This window comes from Rhizobium sp. BIGb0125 (genome assembly GCF_024810055.1).
Lineage (GTDB): Bacteria > Pseudomonadota > Alphaproteobacteria > Rhizobiales > Rhizobiaceae > Agrobacterium.
Genome location: NZ_JANUDV010000001.1, coordinates 626,425 through 645,381 on the forward strand (window position 1 = coordinate 626,425; position 18,957 = coordinate 645,381).

The 18,957-nt window shown below is 54.4% G+C and carries 17 protein-coding genes; 6 read left to right on the forward strand and 11 right to left on the reverse strand.

The annotated features are described in order from the left end of the window. The first annotated feature begins 1 nt into the window (after position 1). From M2418_RS02835 to M2418_RS02845, 3 genes are all read left to right on the forward strand, one after another. A complete protein-coding gene (locus M2418_RS02835; protein WP_192488410.1) occupies positions 2 to 862 on the forward strand; it encodes a cytochrome c1 in 861 nt (286 codons plus the stop codon). Positions 863 to 1,001: 139 nt separating this feature from the next. Next, positions 1,002 to 1,391 (forward strand): GFA family protein, encoded by a 390-nt coding sequence (locus tag M2418_RS02840; RefSeq protein ID WP_259143855.1) that lies wholly within the window; start codon positions 1,002 to 1,004, stop codon positions 1,389 to 1,391. A gap of 112 nt (positions 1,392 to 1,503) precedes the next feature. Beyond that, complete coding sequence (locus M2418_RS02845; RefSeq protein WP_192488412.1) at positions 1,504 to 2,046, forward strand: adenine phosphoribosyltransferase; 543 nt, start codon at positions 1,504 to 1,506, stop codon at positions 2,044 to 2,046. A gap of 22 nt (positions 2,047 to 2,068) precedes the next feature. On the opposite strand, the gene M2418_RS02850 is transcribed toward M2418_RS02845, so the two are convergent. Genes M2418_RS02850 through M2418_RS02860 form a run of 3 tightly spaced genes read right to left on the reverse strand, consistent with a single transcriptional unit; the run spans position 2,069 to position 3,622 of the window. After that, positions 2,069 to 2,686, reverse strand: coding sequence for a bifunctional 2-polyprenyl-6-hydroxyphenol methylase/3-demethylubiquinol 3-O-methyltransferase UbiG (locus tag M2418_RS02850; protein WP_259143866.1), 618 nt, complete (start codon positions 2,684 to 2,686; stop codon positions 2,069 to 2,071). 10 nt (positions 2,687 to 2,696) lie between these two features. Next, the gene (locus M2418_RS02855) at positions 2,697 to 3,164 is read right to left on the reverse strand and encodes a MaoC family dehydratase (RefSeq protein ID WP_259143874.1); all 468 of its coding nucleotides are present in this window, start codon (positions 3,162 to 3,164) and stop codon (positions 2,697 to 2,699) included. Beyond that, a complete protein-coding gene (locus M2418_RS02860; protein ID WP_259143876.1) occupies positions 3,161 to 3,622 on the reverse strand; it encodes a MaoC family dehydratase in 462 nt (153 codons plus the stop codon). The genes M2418_RS02855 and M2418_RS02860 overlap by 4 nt, the downstream gene beginning before the upstream one ends. Before the next feature lie 218 nt (positions 3,623 to 3,840). Here M2418_RS02860 and M2418_RS02865 point away from each other — a divergent pair, with 218 nt between their 5' ends. After that, positions 3,841 to 4,935 carry a hypothetical protein gene (locus M2418_RS02865; protein ID WP_259143878.1) on the forward strand — a complete coding sequence of 365 codons (1,095 nt, stop codon included), beginning with the start codon at positions 3,841 to 3,843 and terminating at the stop codon, positions 4,933 to 4,935. Positions 4,936 to 5,015: 80 nt separating this feature from the next. On the opposite strand, the gene ychF is transcribed toward M2418_RS02865, so the two are convergent. The 5 genes from ychF to M2418_RS02890 all read right to left on the reverse strand — a co-directional run bounded on the left by ychF (position 5,016) and on the right by M2418_RS02890 (position 11,163). Next, entirely contained in the window at positions 5,016 to 6,119 is a 1,104-nt protein-coding gene (ychF, locus tag M2418_RS02870) for a redox-regulated ATPase YchF (RefSeq protein ID WP_192488417.1), read from the reverse strand. Between the two features lie 154 nt (positions 6,120 to 6,273). Then, positions 6,274 to 6,993 (reverse strand): aminoacyl-tRNA hydrolase, encoded by a 720-nt coding sequence (pth, locus tag M2418_RS02875; RefSeq protein ID WP_259143881.1) that lies wholly within the window; start codon positions 6,991 to 6,993, stop codon positions 6,274 to 6,276. 69 nt (positions 6,994 to 7,062) lie between these two features. Beyond that, a complete protein-coding gene (locus M2418_RS02880) occupies positions 7,063 to 7,812 on the reverse strand; it encodes an ABC transporter substrate-binding protein (protein ID WP_259143883.1) in 750 nt (249 codons plus the stop codon). A 22-nt stretch (positions 7,813 to 7,834) separates the two neighbouring features. Further along, positions 7,835 to 10,222: an EAL domain-containing protein gene (locus M2418_RS02885; RefSeq protein ID WP_259143886.1), complete on the reverse strand. Its 2,388-nt coding sequence runs from the start codon at positions 10,220 to 10,222 to the stop codon at positions 7,835 to 7,837. Positions 10,223 to 10,560: 338 nt separating this feature from the next. Beyond that, on the reverse strand, positions 10,561 to 11,163 hold the full coding sequence (locus M2418_RS02890; RefSeq protein WP_192488420.1) for a 50S ribosomal protein L25/general stress protein Ctc: 603 nt from the start codon (positions 11,161 to 11,163) through the stop codon (positions 10,561 to 10,563). Between the two features lie 282 nt (positions 11,164 to 11,445). On the opposite strand from M2418_RS02890, the gene M2418_RS02895 reads away from it, so the two are divergent. Continuing rightward, positions 11,446 to 12,405: a helix-turn-helix domain-containing protein gene (locus M2418_RS02895; RefSeq protein WP_259143889.1), complete on the forward strand. Its 960-nt coding sequence runs from the start codon at positions 11,446 to 11,448 to the stop codon at positions 12,403 to 12,405. A 343-nt stretch (positions 12,406 to 12,748) separates the two neighbouring features. Beyond that, complete coding sequence (gene adh, locus M2418_RS02900) at positions 12,749 to 14,263, forward strand: aldehyde dehydrogenase (RefSeq protein ID WP_259143891.1); 1,515 nt, start codon at positions 12,749 to 12,751, stop codon at positions 14,261 to 14,263. 242 nt (positions 14,264 to 14,505) lie between these two features. Here adh and M2418_RS02905 read toward each other — a convergent pair whose 3' ends face one another. The 3 genes from M2418_RS02905 to M2418_RS02915 all read right to left on the reverse strand — a co-directional run bounded on the left by M2418_RS02905 (position 14,506) and on the right by M2418_RS02915 (position 18,863). After that, complete coding sequence (locus M2418_RS02905) at positions 14,506 to 16,776, reverse strand: methyl-accepting chemotaxis protein (RefSeq protein WP_259143893.1); 2,271 nt, start codon at positions 16,774 to 16,776, stop codon at positions 14,506 to 14,508. Positions 16,777 to 16,945: 169 nt separating this feature from the next. Beyond that, complete coding sequence (locus M2418_RS02910) at positions 16,946 to 17,878, reverse strand: ribose-phosphate pyrophosphokinase (RefSeq protein ID WP_192488423.1); 933 nt, start codon at positions 17,876 to 17,878, stop codon at positions 16,946 to 16,948. A gap of 208 nt (positions 17,879 to 18,086) precedes the next feature. Then, positions 18,087 to 18,863, reverse strand: a complete 777-nt coding sequence (locus M2418_RS02915) for a hypothetical protein (protein ID WP_246787769.1) — start codon at positions 18,861 to 18,863, stop codon at positions 18,087 to 18,089. Between the last annotated feature and the right edge of the window lie 94 nt (positions 18,864 to 18,957).

Here is an 18,957-nt window from a genome sequence, read left to right on the forward strand (position 1 = left end):
TATGAAAAAGCTTGTATCAAGCGTTCTGTCGTTGACCTTGGCTATCGGACTTGGCGTCGGTGCAGCATTTGCTGCAGAAGAAGGCCATGAAGAGGGGGGTACACCGCATTACCCGATCCATAAGCCGAAGAATCTCGAATGGAGCTTTGCCGGTCCATTCGGCAAATACGACAAGGGACAGCTTCAGCGTGGCCTGAAGGTTTACAAGGAAGTCTGTTCGGCCTGTCATTCGATGAGCCTCGTCTCCTTCCGCACACTGGAAGATCTGGGCTACTCGGATGATCAGATAAAGGCATTTGCTGCCGAGTATGAAGTGCAGGACGGGCCTAACGGTGACGGTGAAATGTTCACCCGCAAGGCTGTTCCATCCGACCACTTCCCATCGCCATACCCGAACCACGAAGCTGCTGCTGCATCGAACAATGGTGCCGCACCGCCTGATATGTCGCTGCTTGCCAAGGCACGCGGTATAACTCGTGGCTTCCCGCTATTCGTGTTCGACATTTTTACGCAGTATCAGGAAGGTGGCCCGGATTATATCTACTCTCTGCTGACTGGATATGTTGATCCGCCAGAAGGCGTGGAAGTGGCCGAAGGAACTCACTACAACCCATACTTTGCCAATGCTGCTGCCCTTGCCATGGCACCGCCGATCTCTGACGATCAGGTGACCTATGATGATGGTTCGCCGCAGACGCTCGACCAGTATTCCAAGGACGTTTCGGCATTCCTGATGTGGGCTGCAGAGCCGCATCTGGAAGAACGCAAGCGCACCGGTTTCATGGTCATGGTGTTTCTTGCGATCTTTACCGCGCTGATTTACCTGACGAAGAAGTCGGTTTACGCACGCAAAGAACACTAAGCTGCAATAGCTGAGGTTTAGAAATCAATGCCCCCACGGTCACACAGACTGTGGGGGCTTTTTTATTCACCGTTAGTTCATTGGATTTTTATCAGGAATCGGGCAGGGCTTTGCGGCAAGATTTTTGAGGAGGTTCAACATGGCAAAAACGTTTCTTGGCGGTTGTCTTTGTGGTGCTGTACGGTTTGAGGCGCAGGGAGAACCACAAAACCCGCACACATGCTCCTGCGAGTGGTGCCAGCGTCAATCCGGTGCAACCAGCCTGACATGGGTGGAGTTTGCCAAGAGCGATGTCCGCTGGACAGGTGAGGCGGGCGAGCCAGTCCTTTACCGTTCGTCGGATTATTCTTCCCGTGCATTTTGCGGTCAATGCGGCAGCACGCTTGGTGCCATTGATGATGCTCCGACCGTGGCACTGGTGTTCGGCGTTTTCGATGACAAGAGCGATCCTGCCTTGCAGCCGACTGCACATTCCTTTGAAGATCTTTGCCCTGCTTGGGCCAAGGTGCAGGGCATGGCTGCTGAATGAACCGTCTGCAGGGTACCGCTGCTGTTGCAACCCTTTTTAGTTGGTTCAGCCGTTCTGACTTGATAATGTACGAAAAGCTTTTCGATCAATCTCCCATTCAATTGGACATATCATGACTGCTATCGCTTCGGAGCTTTCCGCTGCCATTCGTTCCATTCCCGACTATCCGAAGCCGGGCATCATTTTCCGTGACATTACCACGCTCTTGGGCAATCCGCGGGCTTTCCGTCGTGCTGTAGACGAGCTGGTTCAGCCCTATGCCGGCACAAAGATCGACAAGATTGCCGGCATGGAAGCACGCGGTTTTATTCTGGGTGGTGCCGTTGCCCACCAACTGTCTGCCGGGTTCGTACCGATCCGTAAAAAGGGTAAGCTGCCGCATACGACTGTCCGTGTGGCCTACAGCCTGGAATACGGTGTCGATGAAATGGAAATGCACGTGGATGCAGTGCAGCCCGGCGAAAAGGTCATTCTGGTGGATGATCTGATTGCCACAGGCGGTACCGCTGAAGGCGCGGTCAAGCTGCTGCGCCAGATGGGTGCTGAAATTGTCTCGGCCTGCTTCGTAATCGACCTGCCGGATCTCGGTGGTCGAAAGAAACTCGAAGACCTCGGCGTTGATGTTCGCACACTGGTCGAGTTTTCCGGGCACTGATACTTTTGCTGCGACTGACCCATTATATCGATAGGTCAGTCATTTGGAAGGCGAGCCATGTCCAGTTTACACCGAGCGCCCTGTTGCCGACCTGAATGGACCCCGTCTCAACACGCCTCAACAGGCTGAACCCGCACTGCTTGGCTCGCTCAATCGTTTCATCCGGGCAGATAGAAAACACCGGCCGATCTAGAGGCGCTGGTCCATGGCGAAGTGACATGACCATCTTGCCACCTGAGGCGGCCATCCTGCCAAGGCTTTGCATGGCAAGCTGACGATCGCGGTCTTCAATATGCTGCCAGACGCCACATAGAGTTATCAGGTCAAAACGCCCATAGTTCTGCGCCTTTTTCAGCGTTGGCAGTTTATCGTCAAGCCACTCTATGTTGGGTGAAATGTGTCCGCGCATACCGGGCTCGCGCAGTTCTTTCACGGGCTCGACAGCAAGCACTCTATGTCCTGCCGCCGCAAACCATGCGGCGTCTCGTCCTGTGCCTGCACCAATATCTGCAATACGGACAGGCGTTGGCGGCAGAAGGTCAAGCACGGGTGCATAGACCTCCGCACAATCCAGCTCATTGTAACGTGCGATGAACTCCGGCGTCGCGGACTTTGCGTAACCTTCCAAAATGTCGTTCATCTGTCCGCCGCTATTCGAACTCCAACACATTGCTCTCAAACGATATGACGGTTTCACCCTTCTGGTTTACGCCTTCGTTGAAGGTGGTGTTGAGCAAAAGTCCGGGCCGCGAGGCGAGGGGGCGGGTTTCCAGCAATGTGACATAGTAGGTTATGTCGTCGCCAGCATAGACGGGGCGTATCCATTTCAGCTTTCGGAAGCCCGGTGAGGGGCCGAGTTTTGGGGGTTCTATTCCCTCTGACTTAAGGCGAATGGTTTCCTTCATCCAGAATGACAGGAATGACTTCATCCAGCTTGAGCCGGTGTGCCACCCCGATGCACAAAGACCTCCAAGCACGGAGTGGCGTGCGGCTTCCGCATCCAGATGAAACGGCTGCGGATCGAATTTCGATGCAAAGCGAATAATATCGTCGGCGGAAAAGTGTAACGTTTCAAGGGTGATACGCGTGCCGATGGGGGAAAGTTCAGCCAACCTCATGCCACAGTGCTCCCTTGATCGCGCATGGCAAACATCACGACATGTTCACCCTGACAGACGATTTCGCCACGCTGGTTGGTCAGCTCATTGCGGAATTTGACAAGACCAATGCCCGGGCGAGATGCCAGCGGTCGGTTTTCAACCACCTTGGAATGGCCAGACAGGGTATCTCCCGCCAGAACCGGACGCTTCCAGTCCAGAAAATCGATACCGGGTGAACCCTGTGATGTGGAGTTGGAAATATAGCTGTCGCACATCATGCGCATCGACAAGGCGCAGGTATGCCATCCGGAGGCGGCAAGCCCACCAAGAATGCTGGCACGCCCGGCTTCTTCCGATAGATGCATGGGTTGTGGATCAAATTCTGACGCGAATTCGATAATGTCCTCGGCAGTCACCGTAACCGGGGCAAAGGGGAAAACGCGCTCCGGTGTAAAATCTTCGTAAGTGTAGATCACCTTTAAAACCTCCCATTCTCGCGACGATCATAAAGATATTTTTCCGTTTACGTAAAGGTGAATTTGTTGTCTTTGGAGATGAGGCGGGATGCTCTGGATTGTCACCGGCGAATGCAATAGAGCTTGCAACACTAGGGGAGGGTAAAAAGGGGGATCAGCCTAGAATGCTGATGCTCATTGTTCGATCCCATTCGATATACAAACATTCAGGGTGCACAGTGAACGAGCAAGTTCTCTCAGGTCTCAAGCAGGCCGCAAGCGATGGCATTATCTCGGACGCACAGGCCGATAAGCTTTTGCCATATCTCGTGGCAAAACCGGGTGTCAGTACGGTCTTCCGTGATGGTGGCGAGGCTGATAGTCCAGCACATTCGGATACTGAAACACCACGGTTCGTGCGTGGTTTCCACGATATCCTGATTACAATCGGTGTTGTGGTTGTTCTGGCTGGCCTGTGGGGCGTGGCAACGGTCTTTGCGGTGTTGCCTGCGATCATTGTGCTTGCCGAAATTCTCGTGCGTCGCCAGCGGCTTGCCCTGCCGGCCGTGACACTGACGGTCGCGACAGCGATCGCCATGGGTGGCGTGAATGAGTATGTCTACAATGCCTTCGTGGCCAATATTCCCGGAGAGGCTGTGCAAGTCTTTCTGATGGTGTTTCTGCTGCCACCGGTCATGGCGATATTCTACTGGCGCTACAGGGTGCCGCTGGCACTGGCTGGTCTATTTGTTGCTGCGGCACTGCTTGCATTGACGGGCATCTTTGTGGTGATGGAGCAGATTACAGGCTCGGCAGATGTGTTGGTTGAATATCGCCTGCTGTCGCTGATGATTTTCCTGATTGCGGCGCTCAGCCTGTTTGCCCTTGCAATGCGCTACGACCTGTCGGACCGCTACCGCGTGACGCGGCGCTCAGACATCGCCTTCTGGCTTCACCTGGCGACGGCGCCTGCCTTGCTCTATGCGCTGCTGGCATTTGTGTTCATCGGCGCCGGCGGCAGTCTATTCAGTGCAGAGGAAAGCGGGCTCTACGGCAGCGCCGTTCTGGTCGTCTGCGTTGTGGTGATGCTGATGTTGATCGGCATCATTATTGATCGCAGAGCCTTCGTTACCTCGGGTCTTGTGTCGCTGATTGCCACCGTGGTGGCTGTGTTGCGGCAGGGTGAGATCAGTGGCGGTAATGCTGTGTTTGTCGCATTGTTGGCCGTTGGTGTCTTTGTCCTGATCATCGGTATTGGCTGGTCTTCGTTGCGACGTGTCGTCGTCGCGCAATTGCCAGTGGGCCTGCAGGAAAAATTGCCGCCGGTCATCTGATCCAATATCAGCGACATGAAAAAAGCCCGGACCTGTGAGGTACCGGGCTTTCTATTTATGGGACCGAATTCTGTGTTGCCTCAGGTGTTGAAGCGGAAGTGAATCACGTCGCCGTCGTTGACGACATATTCCTTGCCTTCGTCACGGCCCTTGCCAGCTTCCTTGGCGCCGACTTCGCCCTTGAATGCGACATAGTCGTCATAAGCAATGGTGAAGGCGCGGATGAAGCCGCGTTCGAAATCCGTGTGAATGACGCCCGCTGCCTGTGGAGCCTTGGTGCCACGAACGATTGTCCAGGCGCGGCATTCCTTCGGACCAACGGTGAAGTAGGTGATCAGGTCGAGCAGGTGGTAACCGGCGCGGATCAGGCGGTCGAGGCCGGCTTCTTCCAGGCCAAGTGCCGAGAGGAATTCGTTGGCTTCTTCTTCTGGAAGCTGCGCAACTTCGGATTCGATTGCGGCGGAAATGATGACGCATTCTGCACCCTGTGCCTTTGCCATTTCGGCAACTGCCTTGGTGTGCTCGTTGCCGTCAACCGCGTCGGATTCAGCGACGTTGCAGACGTAGAGAACCGGATGCGAGGTCAGAAGGTTGAGGCTCTTCAACACTTCAATTTCATCAGCCGCCAGTGTCTTGAGCAGCAGACGGGCAGGCTTACCGTCGGTCAAAAGCTTGATAACAGCTTCCATGACCGGCAACTGCGCCAGCGAATCCTTGTCCTTCAGCGTGGCGCGTTTGCGTGTCTGCTCAACGCGGCGCTCAAGGCTTTCAAGGTCAGCCAGCATGAGTTCGGTTTCAATCGTGTCGGCATCGCCAACCGGATTGATACGGCCTTCAACGTGGGTGATGTCGTCGTCTTCGAAACAACGCAGAACATGCACCACAGCATCCACTTCGCGGATGTTGGCCAGGAACTTGTTGCCAAGGCCTTCGCCCTTCGAGGCGCCACGCACCAGACCGGCAATGTCTACGAAAGAGATACGGGTGGGGATGATTTCCTTGGAGCCGGCAATATCAGCCAGTACCTTCATGCGTGCATCCGGTACAGCAACTTCACCGGTGTTCGGCTCGATGGTGCAGAAAGGATAGTTGGCTGCCTGAGCGGCGGCTGTTTTTGTCAGAGCATTGAAGAGGGTGGACTTACCGACATTTGGCAATCCAACAATACCGCATTTAAAGCCCATGGCTTGAACCTGTCTCTTTAAGAATTCCGTTGTCAGCCTTTTGCTGAAACGACAGCGCAAGGTCAAGCCTTGTTGCCGCAAACAGGTGAAAGGGCGCTGAATTAGGTTGCGTTAGCAGAGGTTGAGCATCACTGCCGCACCATATGTCGGCAAGTTAGTCTTTCTTGCCGCCGAACATCTTTTTCAGCATTTCCGCCATGGGGCCGGTTTCCGGCAGCTTCATCGGTTGGGCGTGGTTGCGCGCCTGATGAATGTGCGATTTGGCGGCAGGCTTTGCCGGTTTAACTTGTTTCTCTGGTTCTGCCTTGGCTCCGGTTGCCAAGGCCAGCTTGTTCATCAACTGCGAATCTTCGCCTTTGACCAGCATGCTGGCATTGTCGGCAATGGCTTCGATGAGGGGCTCGAGCCAAACCTTGTCAGTCTTGGCAAAATCCCCCAGCACGTGACCATGCACACGGTCCTTGTCGCCGGGATGACCAATGCCAAGCCGCAGGCGTCGGTAATCCTTGCCGCAATGGGCATCAAGTGACTTCAGGCCGTTGTGGCCGCCATGGCCGCCCGCAGTTTTAATGCGCACGCGACCGGCAGGCAGATCGAGTTCATCATGAATGGCGATGATGTTGGATGGGCCAAGCTTGTAAAAGCGCATGGCTTCGCCAACTGCTTCGCCCGACAGGTTCATATAGGTCAGCGGCTTCATCAGCAGGACTTTTTCGCCGGCAATTTCACCTTCGGAAATTTCCGATTTGAATTTTCTGGACCAGGGCGAAAAGGAGGGCAGGCGCTGTAATGCGTCGACAGCCATGAAGCCGATATTGTGCCGGTTTCCAGCATATTGGCTGCCGGGGTTACCAAGGCCAGCGATGATAATCATTGTCGTCTCATATTCCGATGATCACAGGCGACATTTGTGGCCTGAGAAATTAACGCGCTGCGCAACGTCTTAGGGCGTATGCGCAGGAAGATGAAGATCGTTATGAATAATCAGGCCATATTTTTCAAATATCTTGCGCTGCGTCCCATCGGCGATCAGATCATCCAGCCGTTTTTGCATGCGGGCGATGATACTATCAGGTACGGATTTGTTGCAGGCTACTCCGAGGATCTGGTCAGACAGCGTGAAGACTTTTTCGAAATTTGTCGTGCCCTTGGCGATTTTGATGAATGTGCTTTCCGACATGGGCATCATGTCGATGCGTCCGGCAAACAGCTTGTTGAGCGTTAGATTGAAATCGGCGCTCAGTTCGATATTGGGAAAACCGATCTGGCGAAGAACGGTTTCGGTGTAATCGTTGCGTTGCGTACCGATGGTGTATCCGAAACTGTCAGTGATTTTTCCGATACGGATTTTTTTGGCTTTCAGGGCAATCAACACATTGCGGTCGGTGTGTAGAGGCACGACCCATTTAAACTTGTGCTCACGTTCTGCGGTTCTGGCCGTGGCGAACACGCAGTGCATGGACTGGGTTTCCGCAAGGGCCAAGGCCCGCGCCCATGGCATGACCGTAACCTTGTAGTCCAGTTTTTCCTTTTCCATCATGATTTCCAGCTGTTCCATATATACGCCTCTGGCGTTGCCATTGGCGTCGGTAAAGCTGTAAGGCGGATAGTCTTCGGTGGAAAAGGTGAGGGTATGTGCGTGGGCGTACGTGGAAGAGACGATTAAAAACAAACTGACAAGTATATGTTTCACACCGTTTCCCCCATGCTGATTTTCAGGCCTCAGCACCAATTGCTGGCTTCATAAACGCGTTCTGCGCTGCGAACATCGGCATCAACTGGGCAATTGGCTGCGGTTTGGCAAACAGGTAACCCTGTCCGCAATCCACGCCGATTTCCATCAATAACTCCTGCTGTTCCAGTGTCTCAATGCCCTCGGCGATGACAGAACAGCTCATCTTATGTGAGATTGCACTGATGCCCTCGATCAGCATGTGGCTCTTCTGGCTGATGTCGGACACCGGATCCATGATCGACTTGGTAAACGACTGGTCGATCTTGACGATGTCTACCGGGAAGCGGTTCAGGTAGCTTAGCGACGAGTAACCGGTTCCAAAGTCGTCGAGCGCAATACGGCAGCCGAAGTCGTGGATGGTGTTCAGAATGGTTCTGATCTGCGGGTCGTCATTCATTAACACGGCCTCGGTGATTTCAATCACCAGACGGCTGGCCTGAATATTGTAACGGTAGAGAAGGCCGGCAATCCGCGTCGGCAAGCCGGGCTCAAACTGCTGGGCCGAGAAGTTCACCGCGACATAACAATCCGACAGATGCGGAAGCGCGGAAATCTCTGCCAGATTGGCAAGCGAGTGCTCCAGGATCAGGTTGCCAATACGATTTATGGTGCCGGTTTCCTCTGCCACATTGATGATATTGGCGGGAGGAAGAATGCCCTTTGTCGGGTGGTTGAGGCGCATCAACGCTTCAAAGCCGATGGTCTCGCCGCTTTCCAGCCGAACGATTGGCTGCAGATAGGCATCGAACCAGTCATTGGCGATTGCCTGTTCGATATCACTTTCCGTCTCGGCGCGTTCGCGTGCCTTGTCGGTGATGGAAGGGTCAAACATCTGTGCGCCGTTTTTGCCGCCACGCTTGCGCGTATACATCGCCATGTCCGAGTTTTGCAGCAGCTCTGCCGCATTCGAGGCATGGGTTGGATATAGCGCAAGACCGATACTGGCGCTGAGGCGCACGATATTGCCGTGGGTGACAAATGGCTGATTGAAGATGTCACTGATCTTTTCACAGAACACTGTCGCGCGGTTTTCGGTGTTGTCGCCGGCCAGCAGGATGGCAAACTCGTCGCCGCCAAGACGCGATGCACTGTCGCTGCCTTCCAGCAGCGGCTTGATGCGGTCCACAAACTCCTGCAGCACCTCGTCACCAGCGGCGTGGCCCAAACTGTCATTAATCGTCTTGAAGCGATCAAGGTCGATGAACAGACAGGCGAGTTCCGTGCGATTTTCATCTGCTTCGCGGATTTTCTCATCCAGCATGGCTTCAAAGCCCTGGCGATTGAGAAGGCCGGTAAGGTGGTCGGAAATAGCCTGATGTTTGTTGCGCTTTTCTGATTGGCGCAGTTCGGTCACATCGGTCATAACGCTGAGCGATGCCGTGTGACGGCCAGCCTCAATGGAGCTGAGTGCCTTTTCCTGAATGAGCACGTCCATCGTTTTTCCATCCGCACATTTGAAGCGGATGGTAATGTCGGAGGCGCTCTCAGTGCTTGAACCAGAGAATTTGCGCAGGATGAAGGTCTTGCGGTCCTCATCGGCAACAAGATCGGAAAAATGCGTGCCGATGATGTTTTCACGGTCGTAACCGGTTCTCTGGCTCCAGTAGTCACTGACTGCCGAGATACGGTCTGCCTTGTCGAGTGAAAATAGCATGGCGGGCGTCAGATTGTAGATTTCCGTCGTCCGTTTATGCGCCTTCTTGATCTCGCGCTCTTCCCGCTCAAGCTGGATCTGCATTTCGTTGAAGCTTTTTGCAAGCCGGCCCATTTCATCGCTGGACCGCCAGTCGACGTGGTGACGGGAGCCAAGCTGGCGTGTTGCCTCAATGGCCGCTGTCAGTCGCAACAACGGTTTTATGATCATCAAACGGTTGCCAACGACTGCCGTGACAAAGACCGTCAGGATGGCAAGAATGAAGATCGAGATGAAGGCGACTTCGATGCGGCTGAGCGACGAGAAGATGTTGATCGACGCGTAATAGATCGTGACACTGCCAACAGTCTCCATGCCGTTCAGCGTTTTATAGCTGATGGTGCGGGTAACGGTCTGTGGCTCTTCGGGAACCCCGGTGCCCGCTGTCTGCACCAGATCAAGTTGTCCCGACGTGTCCTTGACGCGTACCATGCGGATAACAGGATCGGAGACCAGTGTTCCGGTGATCTGGTTGATGGTGTCGTCATCCATGTCCCATAATGGACGGCTGAGCGCCTGGGAATTGGCGGCCAGCAGGATTTCAATATGATCACGCTGGTTTTTTATCGCTTCCTGATAGGAAAGGGCGAGCAGTAAAGTAAAAAGCGGCGCGACGACAGCGAGCAACGCTCCCGATACAATCGCGATAAAACGACTTTCTACCGAATGGGTCATGTCAATATATCCAGCCCCCGCAACCCCTTGTAAAACCAGCGTCCCCCACGCCGATCGTTCGTAAGATATAAATAGTCACCAAGCATATGCTTAAAAAAGTCTTTCCATCCTCAAGCAATCGCTATGGTGGTCAATTAGTATCTCCAAATATTCAATCATAATTCCACATAATCATTAAATGATGCTGAAATAACTATATTAAAGGTTGATTGAACGCGCTCTGATTGTTTGTTTTTTTATGAGCAATATTGGCGTGTATTAGTATTGGGCGCATACGAAAACACCCTGCCTTCGATTGAAAGCAGGGTGTTCAATCTGTCAGAAACAGATGCGGCCGATTATTCTTCGGATGCAGCTTCTTCTTCAGCAATGCCAGCAGCAGGAGCAACGATCGTTGCAATCGTGAAGTCACGATCAGCAATAACCGTAGTTGCGCCCTTGGGAAGCTTCACAGCAGAGATGTGCAGGCTGTCGCCAACCTTGGCGCCAGCGAGGTCAACCGTGAGGAATTCCGGAATGTCGTTGGCAGGAACGTGCAGTTCAACTTCGTGACGAACGATGTTGAGAACAGCGCCGGTCTTGATCGCGGACTTGTCTTCGTTGATGAAGTGAACCGGAACCTGAACGTTGACGGCAGTGTTGCCAGAAACGCGCAGGAAGTCGACATGCATGGTGAAGTCGCGGACCGGATCAAGCTGGTAAACCTTAGGGAGAACCTTGATCTTCTTGCCATCGACGTCGATGGTTGCAATCGTCGTCATGAAGCCGCCAGCGTGAATACGCTTGGTTACTTCGTTGGTCGAGAGCGCGATAGAAATTGGGGCCTGCTTGTCACCATAGATGACAGCTGGGATCAAACCGTTGCGGCGAAGTTCACGGGAGGACCCCTTACCGACCCGTTCGCGCGCCTCGGCCTTGAGCTCGTAAGTTTCCTTGCTCATGGCTATTCCTTTCGAGGTTGTATGGAGAGTTTCAGTCCACCATTGCAGTCTGAAACTGGAAACATCATAAATGTTTCATCCGCGTTGCCTCCAAGGGTGTCTACACGGACAGCGCGCCTATAGTACAAAGCATGGGGAAACGCAAGCGAAGTGCGGGTTTATTGCGGATTGCCACATATGTTCGCACAGTACAGATGACGTTTGTGTTATAAGATGTATTTTAGCGTTGAAACATAGTTTCCCTGCATGCACCATTCAAAAAAGCTTTGGGAGGAGCGGACAATGCAAAATGCCATAGCTCACGCAGACAGGGTTTATGAAAGTGCGCGCCAGCGTTCTGCGGCGGCAAGTTCACCCATCGTCGCCTCCTGGCGCCGGTGCATGACCATGCACCGGTTAGCGCCGGAAGAAGCCCATAAACCACTGTTCCTTATGGATTCGGAATTTCAGCAAGCGCGTCTGACCTCTGCCGATCTGTTGGTGGAAAGCGCTGACGAGCTCGATCGGATATTTCAGGCGGTCGGCAAGGCGGGCTGCTGCCTGATGTTAACAGATGCTAAGGGCGTTGCCCTAGAGCGGCGCGGTGCAGCCGGTGACGACAAGGAGTTTCGTGAACTGGGCCTGTGGTCCGGTGCGATCTGGAGCGAAGCCAGTGTTGGCACCAACGGTATAGGTACTGCGCTGGCCGATGAGCGTGCGGTTGTCGTTTACCGCGACCAGCATTTCTTCACGTCAAATATCGGCCTTTCCTGCACAACGGCGCCCATTCGCGACCATATGGGGCATATTGCCGGTGCCCTTGATATCTCGACCTGCCGGGATGACGTCAATGAACTGACGGTGTCCATTCTGACGCAGACCGTTCGCGACGCCGCGCAGCGTATCGAGGGTAATCTTTTTCGCCGTGCATTCCCGGAAGCGAGAATCATCATGGTGCCAAATGCCGGTTCGGCGGCGCTTTCACTGATTGCCGTCGATCATGACGACATCATTCTCGGTGCCACTCGTGCGGCACGGCAAATCTTGCGGCTTGATGATGCGCTGATTGCGCAGGGTGTTCCAGCTGTTGATGCTTTGCAGGAGCAACGGGGCGATATGCGGTCAGATTTGCTGGAGGCGGAGAGGGCGGCTGTGCGCCGTGTTCTGTCGCGCGCCAATGGTAATGTGTCTCATGCAGCCAATCTGCTTGGTATCAGCCGCGCCACCTTGCATCGCAAGCTGAAGAAGCTTGAAATTCACTGAGGCATTCGTCTTGCACAGGCGCTAGTTTTTGGTCGTCTGGTGTTGGGCGGGAGGTCGCTGTTTGTATCTTTCTAAGGCTCCTGTGTTTGTGAGCCTTTGAATAACTTTGGCCAGCACCGGCTTTGTTTGCCGGGTTCAAACCGGTTTGAATGGCATGAATGCCGTCGCTGCCAACCATTCGATTTCCGAACACATTTGGTACAATCCAGCATCTGCTATTGTAGCAGATATGAAACAGTGTGCGGTGCCATACGCCGCCTGCACCCTATCGTGCTATGATTTTCAGGCCCATTCTCTCCACATCGGTTTGTGAGAACCGCTTTCATCAGGGAGGATGAACTCAATGAATATTCAGATTCAAAAGATCGCCGACAGCCCGTTTAAAGCAAAATACGGCAACTACGTCGGTGGAAAATGGGTTGAACCCCAATCCGGAAAATACATGGACAATCTCTCGCCCGTCACAGGGCAGAAGATTTGCGAGGTTGCCCGCTCGAATGCTGCGGATATTGAAGTGGCACTTGATGCGGCCCATAAGGCCCGTGCCGCCTGGGGCCGGACAAGTGTTGCCGAGCGTTCCAACATTCTGCTGAAAATTGCACAGCGCATTGAAGACAATCTCGACAAGATTGCTCGCGCTGAAACTTGGGACAACGGCAAGCCGCTTCGTGAAACGATGAATGCCGATATTCCACTGACCATCGACCATTTCCGCTATTTTGCGGGCTGCATTCGGGCGCAGGAAGGCTCAATCGGCCAGATCGACAATGACACGGTTGCCTATCATTTCCATGAGCCACTTGGCGTGGTTGGCCAGATCATTCCATGGAACTTCCCTATCCTGATGGCGGCATGGAAACTTGCTCCGGCATTGGCCGCAGGTAACTGTGTGGTGCTCAAGCCAGCAGAGCAAACACCAGCTTCTATTCTGGTGGTGATGGAGCTCATCGAAGATCTGCTGCCACCGGGTGTGATCAACATCGTCAATGGCCTGGGTACGGAAGCTGGCAAGCCGCTGGCCCAAAGCAATCGCATCGCCAAAATCGCATTTACCGGTTCCACCTCGGTGGGCAAGGAAATCATGCGTTATGCGGCTGACAACGTCACCAACATCACACTCGAACTGGGTGGCAAGTCACCAAATATCTTCTTCGCCGATGTGATGAATGAAGACGATGCGTTCCTCGACAAGGCGCTGGAAGGGTTTGCATTCTTTGCGCTTAATCAGGGCGAAGTCTGCACTTGCCCATCCCGCGCTCTGGTGCACGAATCGATCTATGACCGCTTCATGGAAAAAGCCGTCAAACGTGTTGAGGCCATCAGCCAGAACGACCCGCTTGACCCATCGACCATGATCGGTGCGCAGGCCTCTCAGGAGCAGTTCGATAAGATCATGAGTTATCTCGAGATCGGCCGTAAGGAAGGCGCCAAGGTGCTGACCGGTGGTGACAAGAAGTCTCTGCCTGGCAACCTCAAGGATGGCTATTACATTCAGCCAACGATCTTTGAAGGCAACAACAAGATGCGGGTGTTCCAGGAAGAAATCTTCGGCCCGGTCGTATCGGTGACCACCTTCAAGACACTGGAAGAGGCAATCGAGATTGCCAATGACACAGTCTATGGTCTGGGTGCCGGTGTGTGGAGCCGTGATACCAATCTCGCATACCGCGCTGGCCGTGGCATCGAGGCAGGTCGCGTCTGGACAAATTGCTACCATGCCTATCCGGCAGGCGCGGCATTTGGTGGCTACAAGCAATCCGGTATCGGTCGTGAAACCCACAAGATGATGCTCGACCACTATCAGCAGACCAAGAACCTTCTGGTCTCCTACAGCCCGAACAAGCTTGGGTTCTTCTAAGACCCGAAGACCAGAAGCACGTTGCGTCGCCTTAAGGTTACGCAACCTGCAGAATATCCTCCCCGGAAGCCGGTGGTGTCCCTGCCGGCGTGCTGCCGGAGATTGCGGTCTCCGGCAGCCCGGTCCAGAAGACGTTTCGCCCTTTGCAAGGCGCGATCTGGAAGGAGGGCAAAAATGACGCCTGAAACAAAAAGGCCGGAGTGGAAGCTCCGGCCTTTCTCATTCTTGATCTTTGTTATTGCTTACGCAGCGTAGCGGTTTTCCGCCTGTATCTGGCGACGCACAGAGAACTGTCTGATCTGCGCATTGAGGCTGTCTGCCTCACTGGCCAGAGCAAAGGCGGAGGCGGTGGTTTCCTCGACCATTGCCGCGTTCTGCTGGGTGACCTGATCCAGCGAGTTGACCGATGCATTGATCTCACCAAGACGCAGCGACTGGTCACGCGATGCGGTGGCAATGGCCCCAATATGATCATTGACCGAGCGAATGCGGCCCTGAATGTGCTCCAGGCTTTCACCGGTTTTCAGAACCAGCGCTACACCACCTTCAACGTCCTGCGCGGAGGCTGCAATGAGTTGCGAGATATCGCGTGCTGCAGCCGCTGATTTCTGCGCCAGTTCACGCACTTCTTGGGCAACGACCGCAAAGCCCTTGCCCGCTTCACCGGCGCGCGCGGCCTCTACACCTGCATTGAGGGCCAGAAGGTTGGTCTGGAAAGCGATCTGGTCGATCACATCAATGATCTGACGAATCTTGGACGACGAGGATTCGATGCGTTCCATGGCAACAATTGCTTCACGGACCACCTCGGTCGACTTCTGCGCGCCATCCATCGTTTCTGCGGTTGCCTGAACGGCAATGTTGCAACGGCTCAGCGCGTCATTGACGGTCTGGGTCATATCACCCAGTGCAGCGGCGGCTTCTTCCAGGGCTGCTGCCTGACGTTCTGTTCTGTGCGACAAGTCCTGTGAAGCGCTTTTCAACTCGCCGGAACCTGCGTGAATGGTGTTTGCGCTGCTGCCGATATTGGCAATGGTCGCTTCCAGCCCTGCAACCGAGTTGTTGAAGTCAACACGCAGGTGGTCGAGAGACGGAACGAACGGGCGGTCGATACGCAGATCGAGTTTGCCGTTGGAGAGGTTTGCAAGACCGGTGGCCAGAGCCGACACCGCGTCTTCCAATTCCTTGGCGCTGCGTGCCTTTTCCGTTTCGCGCTGCTGGCGCTCTTCATCCAGCTCTTCGCTCTTGCGGGCGGAATCTTCTTCCATGCGTTCTTTTTCGATCAGGCCCTGACGGAAAGATTCCAGTGCTTTGGCCATGACGCCGATTTCGTCGCCACGGGAAACCGCTTTGATGTCAATGGACTTGTCGCCTTCGTTCAGGCGGTTCATCAGCTTTGCCAGTTCGGTGAGCGGCTTGGTCAGGCCCGACGACACCAGAATGCCGATCAGGGTCATGATGCCGAGCACGGCGAGCGTGGCAATGAACGCTGAGAAGGCGAGCTGGTTGGCAGAAGCCAGAACCTTGCTTTCGGCCTGGCCGGTGGCAAGCAGATGCTTCTCACCAAAAATCGTAACCGGAGCGTATGCAAAGAAGGTGCGGTTGCTGCCGCTGTCGGCAAAAACTGAACCGGTCTGGCCACTTGCGGCGGCGGCGATCAGTTCCTGTGGAACCGGCGCGTTTGCACCACCGGAGACAACGCCGGAGCGGAAGGCTCCCTTTTCATTCAGCAGGAATGCATCGTCAATCGATGTGCCGATGCCCTCTGGCGTGACGACAGAGGCAACGCGGTCTGCCGATACGCGGATGATGATGACGCCTTTGCGCAGCACCTGGCCCCAGGACGAAATGGCAAGTGGCATCCCGATGTAAGTGGAGGCCTCTGCACCTGTGCCGTTGAATGTGCCTCTGTGGACAACACCGTCCTGTCCGGCAGCGATACGGTCATGCAATTCCTTAATCGCTTCATTCCCTGGTTCGGAAATATTGGTCAGGAAGTTGCTTTCCTTGGCGACGGAGTAGATGATGAGGCCATTCTTGTCGACGACGTAGATGTCGCTGACACGGGCATTGCGCCAGTTGCTGGCAATCGTTCCGTTGATAGTGGCGTGCTGAATGCCGTAGAGCAGTTTCAGCTTTTCACCATCGAATGCGACGCGTTGTTCAACTGGAATATCGGTGCGGCGGAAGGATTTGATGACTTCATCACGCTCGGTTGCGATGATGTTGGTCATTGTTTCTGTTGCTTGGGCAAGGGCACTGTTCTGTGCAATCTCGGCCAGGGTTTGCTCCACGCGGTCTGTGTAGGCCGAAAGCTGCTTTGCCTGATTTTGCTCAACGGTTTCAAGGCGCAATTTGCTTGCGTCAATCAGACCTGCCTTGCCTGTTTGATAGGACAACAGGCCGACAGAAAGGCATGAAACCAGCGTTGCTCCCGTTACCAAAGCCGCAAATTTTGTCTTGATAGACAAGGAACTGCGCTTGGCAACCTCCCGCGATGTGCCAACAGGCATGAACTTACCCCCTCCAGTGAGAACACGATTGGGGAAAGTCTTCGCAGCAATTGCTTTCGAGGGCGTTAAATATCGCTATATTGTATGATAATTATTCGCTTTTTACGGGAAGGTGCGCGTATTACGCGCACCTTCCCGAGGTCGGATAGACCAACCGGTTTTGCGAATATCAGTCAAACAGACCGGATACGGACTGTTCCTGTGCGGTTCTGTTGATAGCTTCACCCAACAGGTTGGCCGTCGAAACAACACGAATGTTGTGAGCGGACTGCACGGACGTGGTTGGCTGAATGCTGTCAGTTATGACGAGCTCACGCAGTTTGGAAGAGGCGATACGCGCCACTGCGCCGCCTGATAGAACGCCGTGCGTGATGTAAGCTGTAACGCTTGTTGCACCGTTCTTGAGCAGAGCTTCAGCGGCGTTGCACAGCGTGCCGCCGGAATCAACGATGTCGTCTATGAGGATGCAATCCTTGCCATTGACGTCACCAATAACGTTCATGACTTCGGATTCACCTGGACGGTCACGGCGCTTGTCAACGATTGCCAGCAGACAGTCGAGACGCTTGGCCAGCGAGCGGGCACGAACAACGCCGCCAACGTCTGGAGATACGACCATGACGTTTTTCAGGTCATAGTGTTCTTTCACATCGCGAGCGAGGATTGGAACAGCAAACAAATTGTCTGTCGGTATATCGAAGAAGCCCTGAATCTGACCAGCGTGCAGGTCCAGCGTCAAAACGCGGTCGGCGCCAGCCTCGGTGATGAGGTTTGCCACCAGCTTTGCCGAGATCGGTGTGCGGGGCCCCGCTTTACGATCCTGACGCGCATAGCCGAAGTAGGGGAGAACGGCAGTGATGCGCTTTGCGGAGGACCGGCGCATCGCGTCGATCATGATCAGCAGTTCCATCAGGTGATCGTTCGCCGGGAACGATGTTGACTGAACTATGAACACGTCTTCACCGCGAACATTCTCGCTGATTTCGACGAAAATTTCCTGGTCAGCAAACCGCCTTACAGTGGCATTTCCGAGAGGAACATTAAGATACTTGCAGATCGCTTCGGCGAGATGCCGGTTCGAATTGCCTGCGAAAACCTTCATTGCGGCCCGCCTGTTACCATGCCATCGCGTGAGAGATCATAAGGATATACCTCGTGACCGGTGCGTTATTCAAGGGAAGGGACACCCGGCTCTAAAACGCCGCCGGACATGCCTTATTGCCATGCGCGCCTTAATAGCGCCGTTGGTCGTGAATGCAAGGGGTGAAGCGGATTTGCTCACGTTTTTCATGAATTCTTTTTGACAAAACTCACCCCGCGTTCGCATTGCGCCATGCCATGTACTCGTTAAGCGTTCTATTGGCGATGGATTCCATCGCGGCTGGTGTTACCGCCGCCCAAGGATCACTGCCTCTGCCCGACACGCTTTCCTGTCCCTGCAGACGGTGCAGACGGGCGCCATTGTTATCCAGCACATCCCACACAAAGACGATTGTCACTTTGCCGCCATCCGGGAAGGCGGAGAAGTAACCTTTGAGAATATGGTCGCTTGCCGTGTCGTTGGAACTGCGGATCGTCAAGCCTTTGGCGCGGGCTTCTGCGCCGAGTTGCCGTGACAACGGTGTGACGGCCTGAACCGGCGCGCCGATGATTGGCAAGAAACGAATGCTGCCGGACGATGACGCGGGCGCCAGCGACGCGCTCTGCTGCTGCTGCTGTTGTGGTGGTTGCAACTGCTGTTGTTGCTGAACAGGCGGCTCTGACGTTACCGGCTGCTGATAGTCCTGATATTGCCCGGCACCGTTAGACAGGGCGTGCGCCTGCGCATCCAGCGTGTTTTGTGGACGGTAGGTCTGCCGTTGCGGCGGCTGGTAAGCCGTCTGGGTGTCTGCGGCAGCAGAGGCGCGATCAAGATCGTTTTGCGTCAAGGGAGTAGACGATGGCTGCAGCCCTTCGCCAATACCGACCTGTGGCGTGAGTGCATCGGACGTGTTGCAGGCTGCAAGAGCGAATGTAAGGCCGGGAATGGCCAACATGGTCGTCAGCCGCCTCATACGCGGTTTTTCCTCATCGTCAGTCTCCGTCATCTTTGCCTTGCCGGATATCGGTGAGGATATCGCAACGAAGCACATCTGCCCGGCGGCAATGTATGGGCGTCAAGCCGGTTATGTCAAATCAACG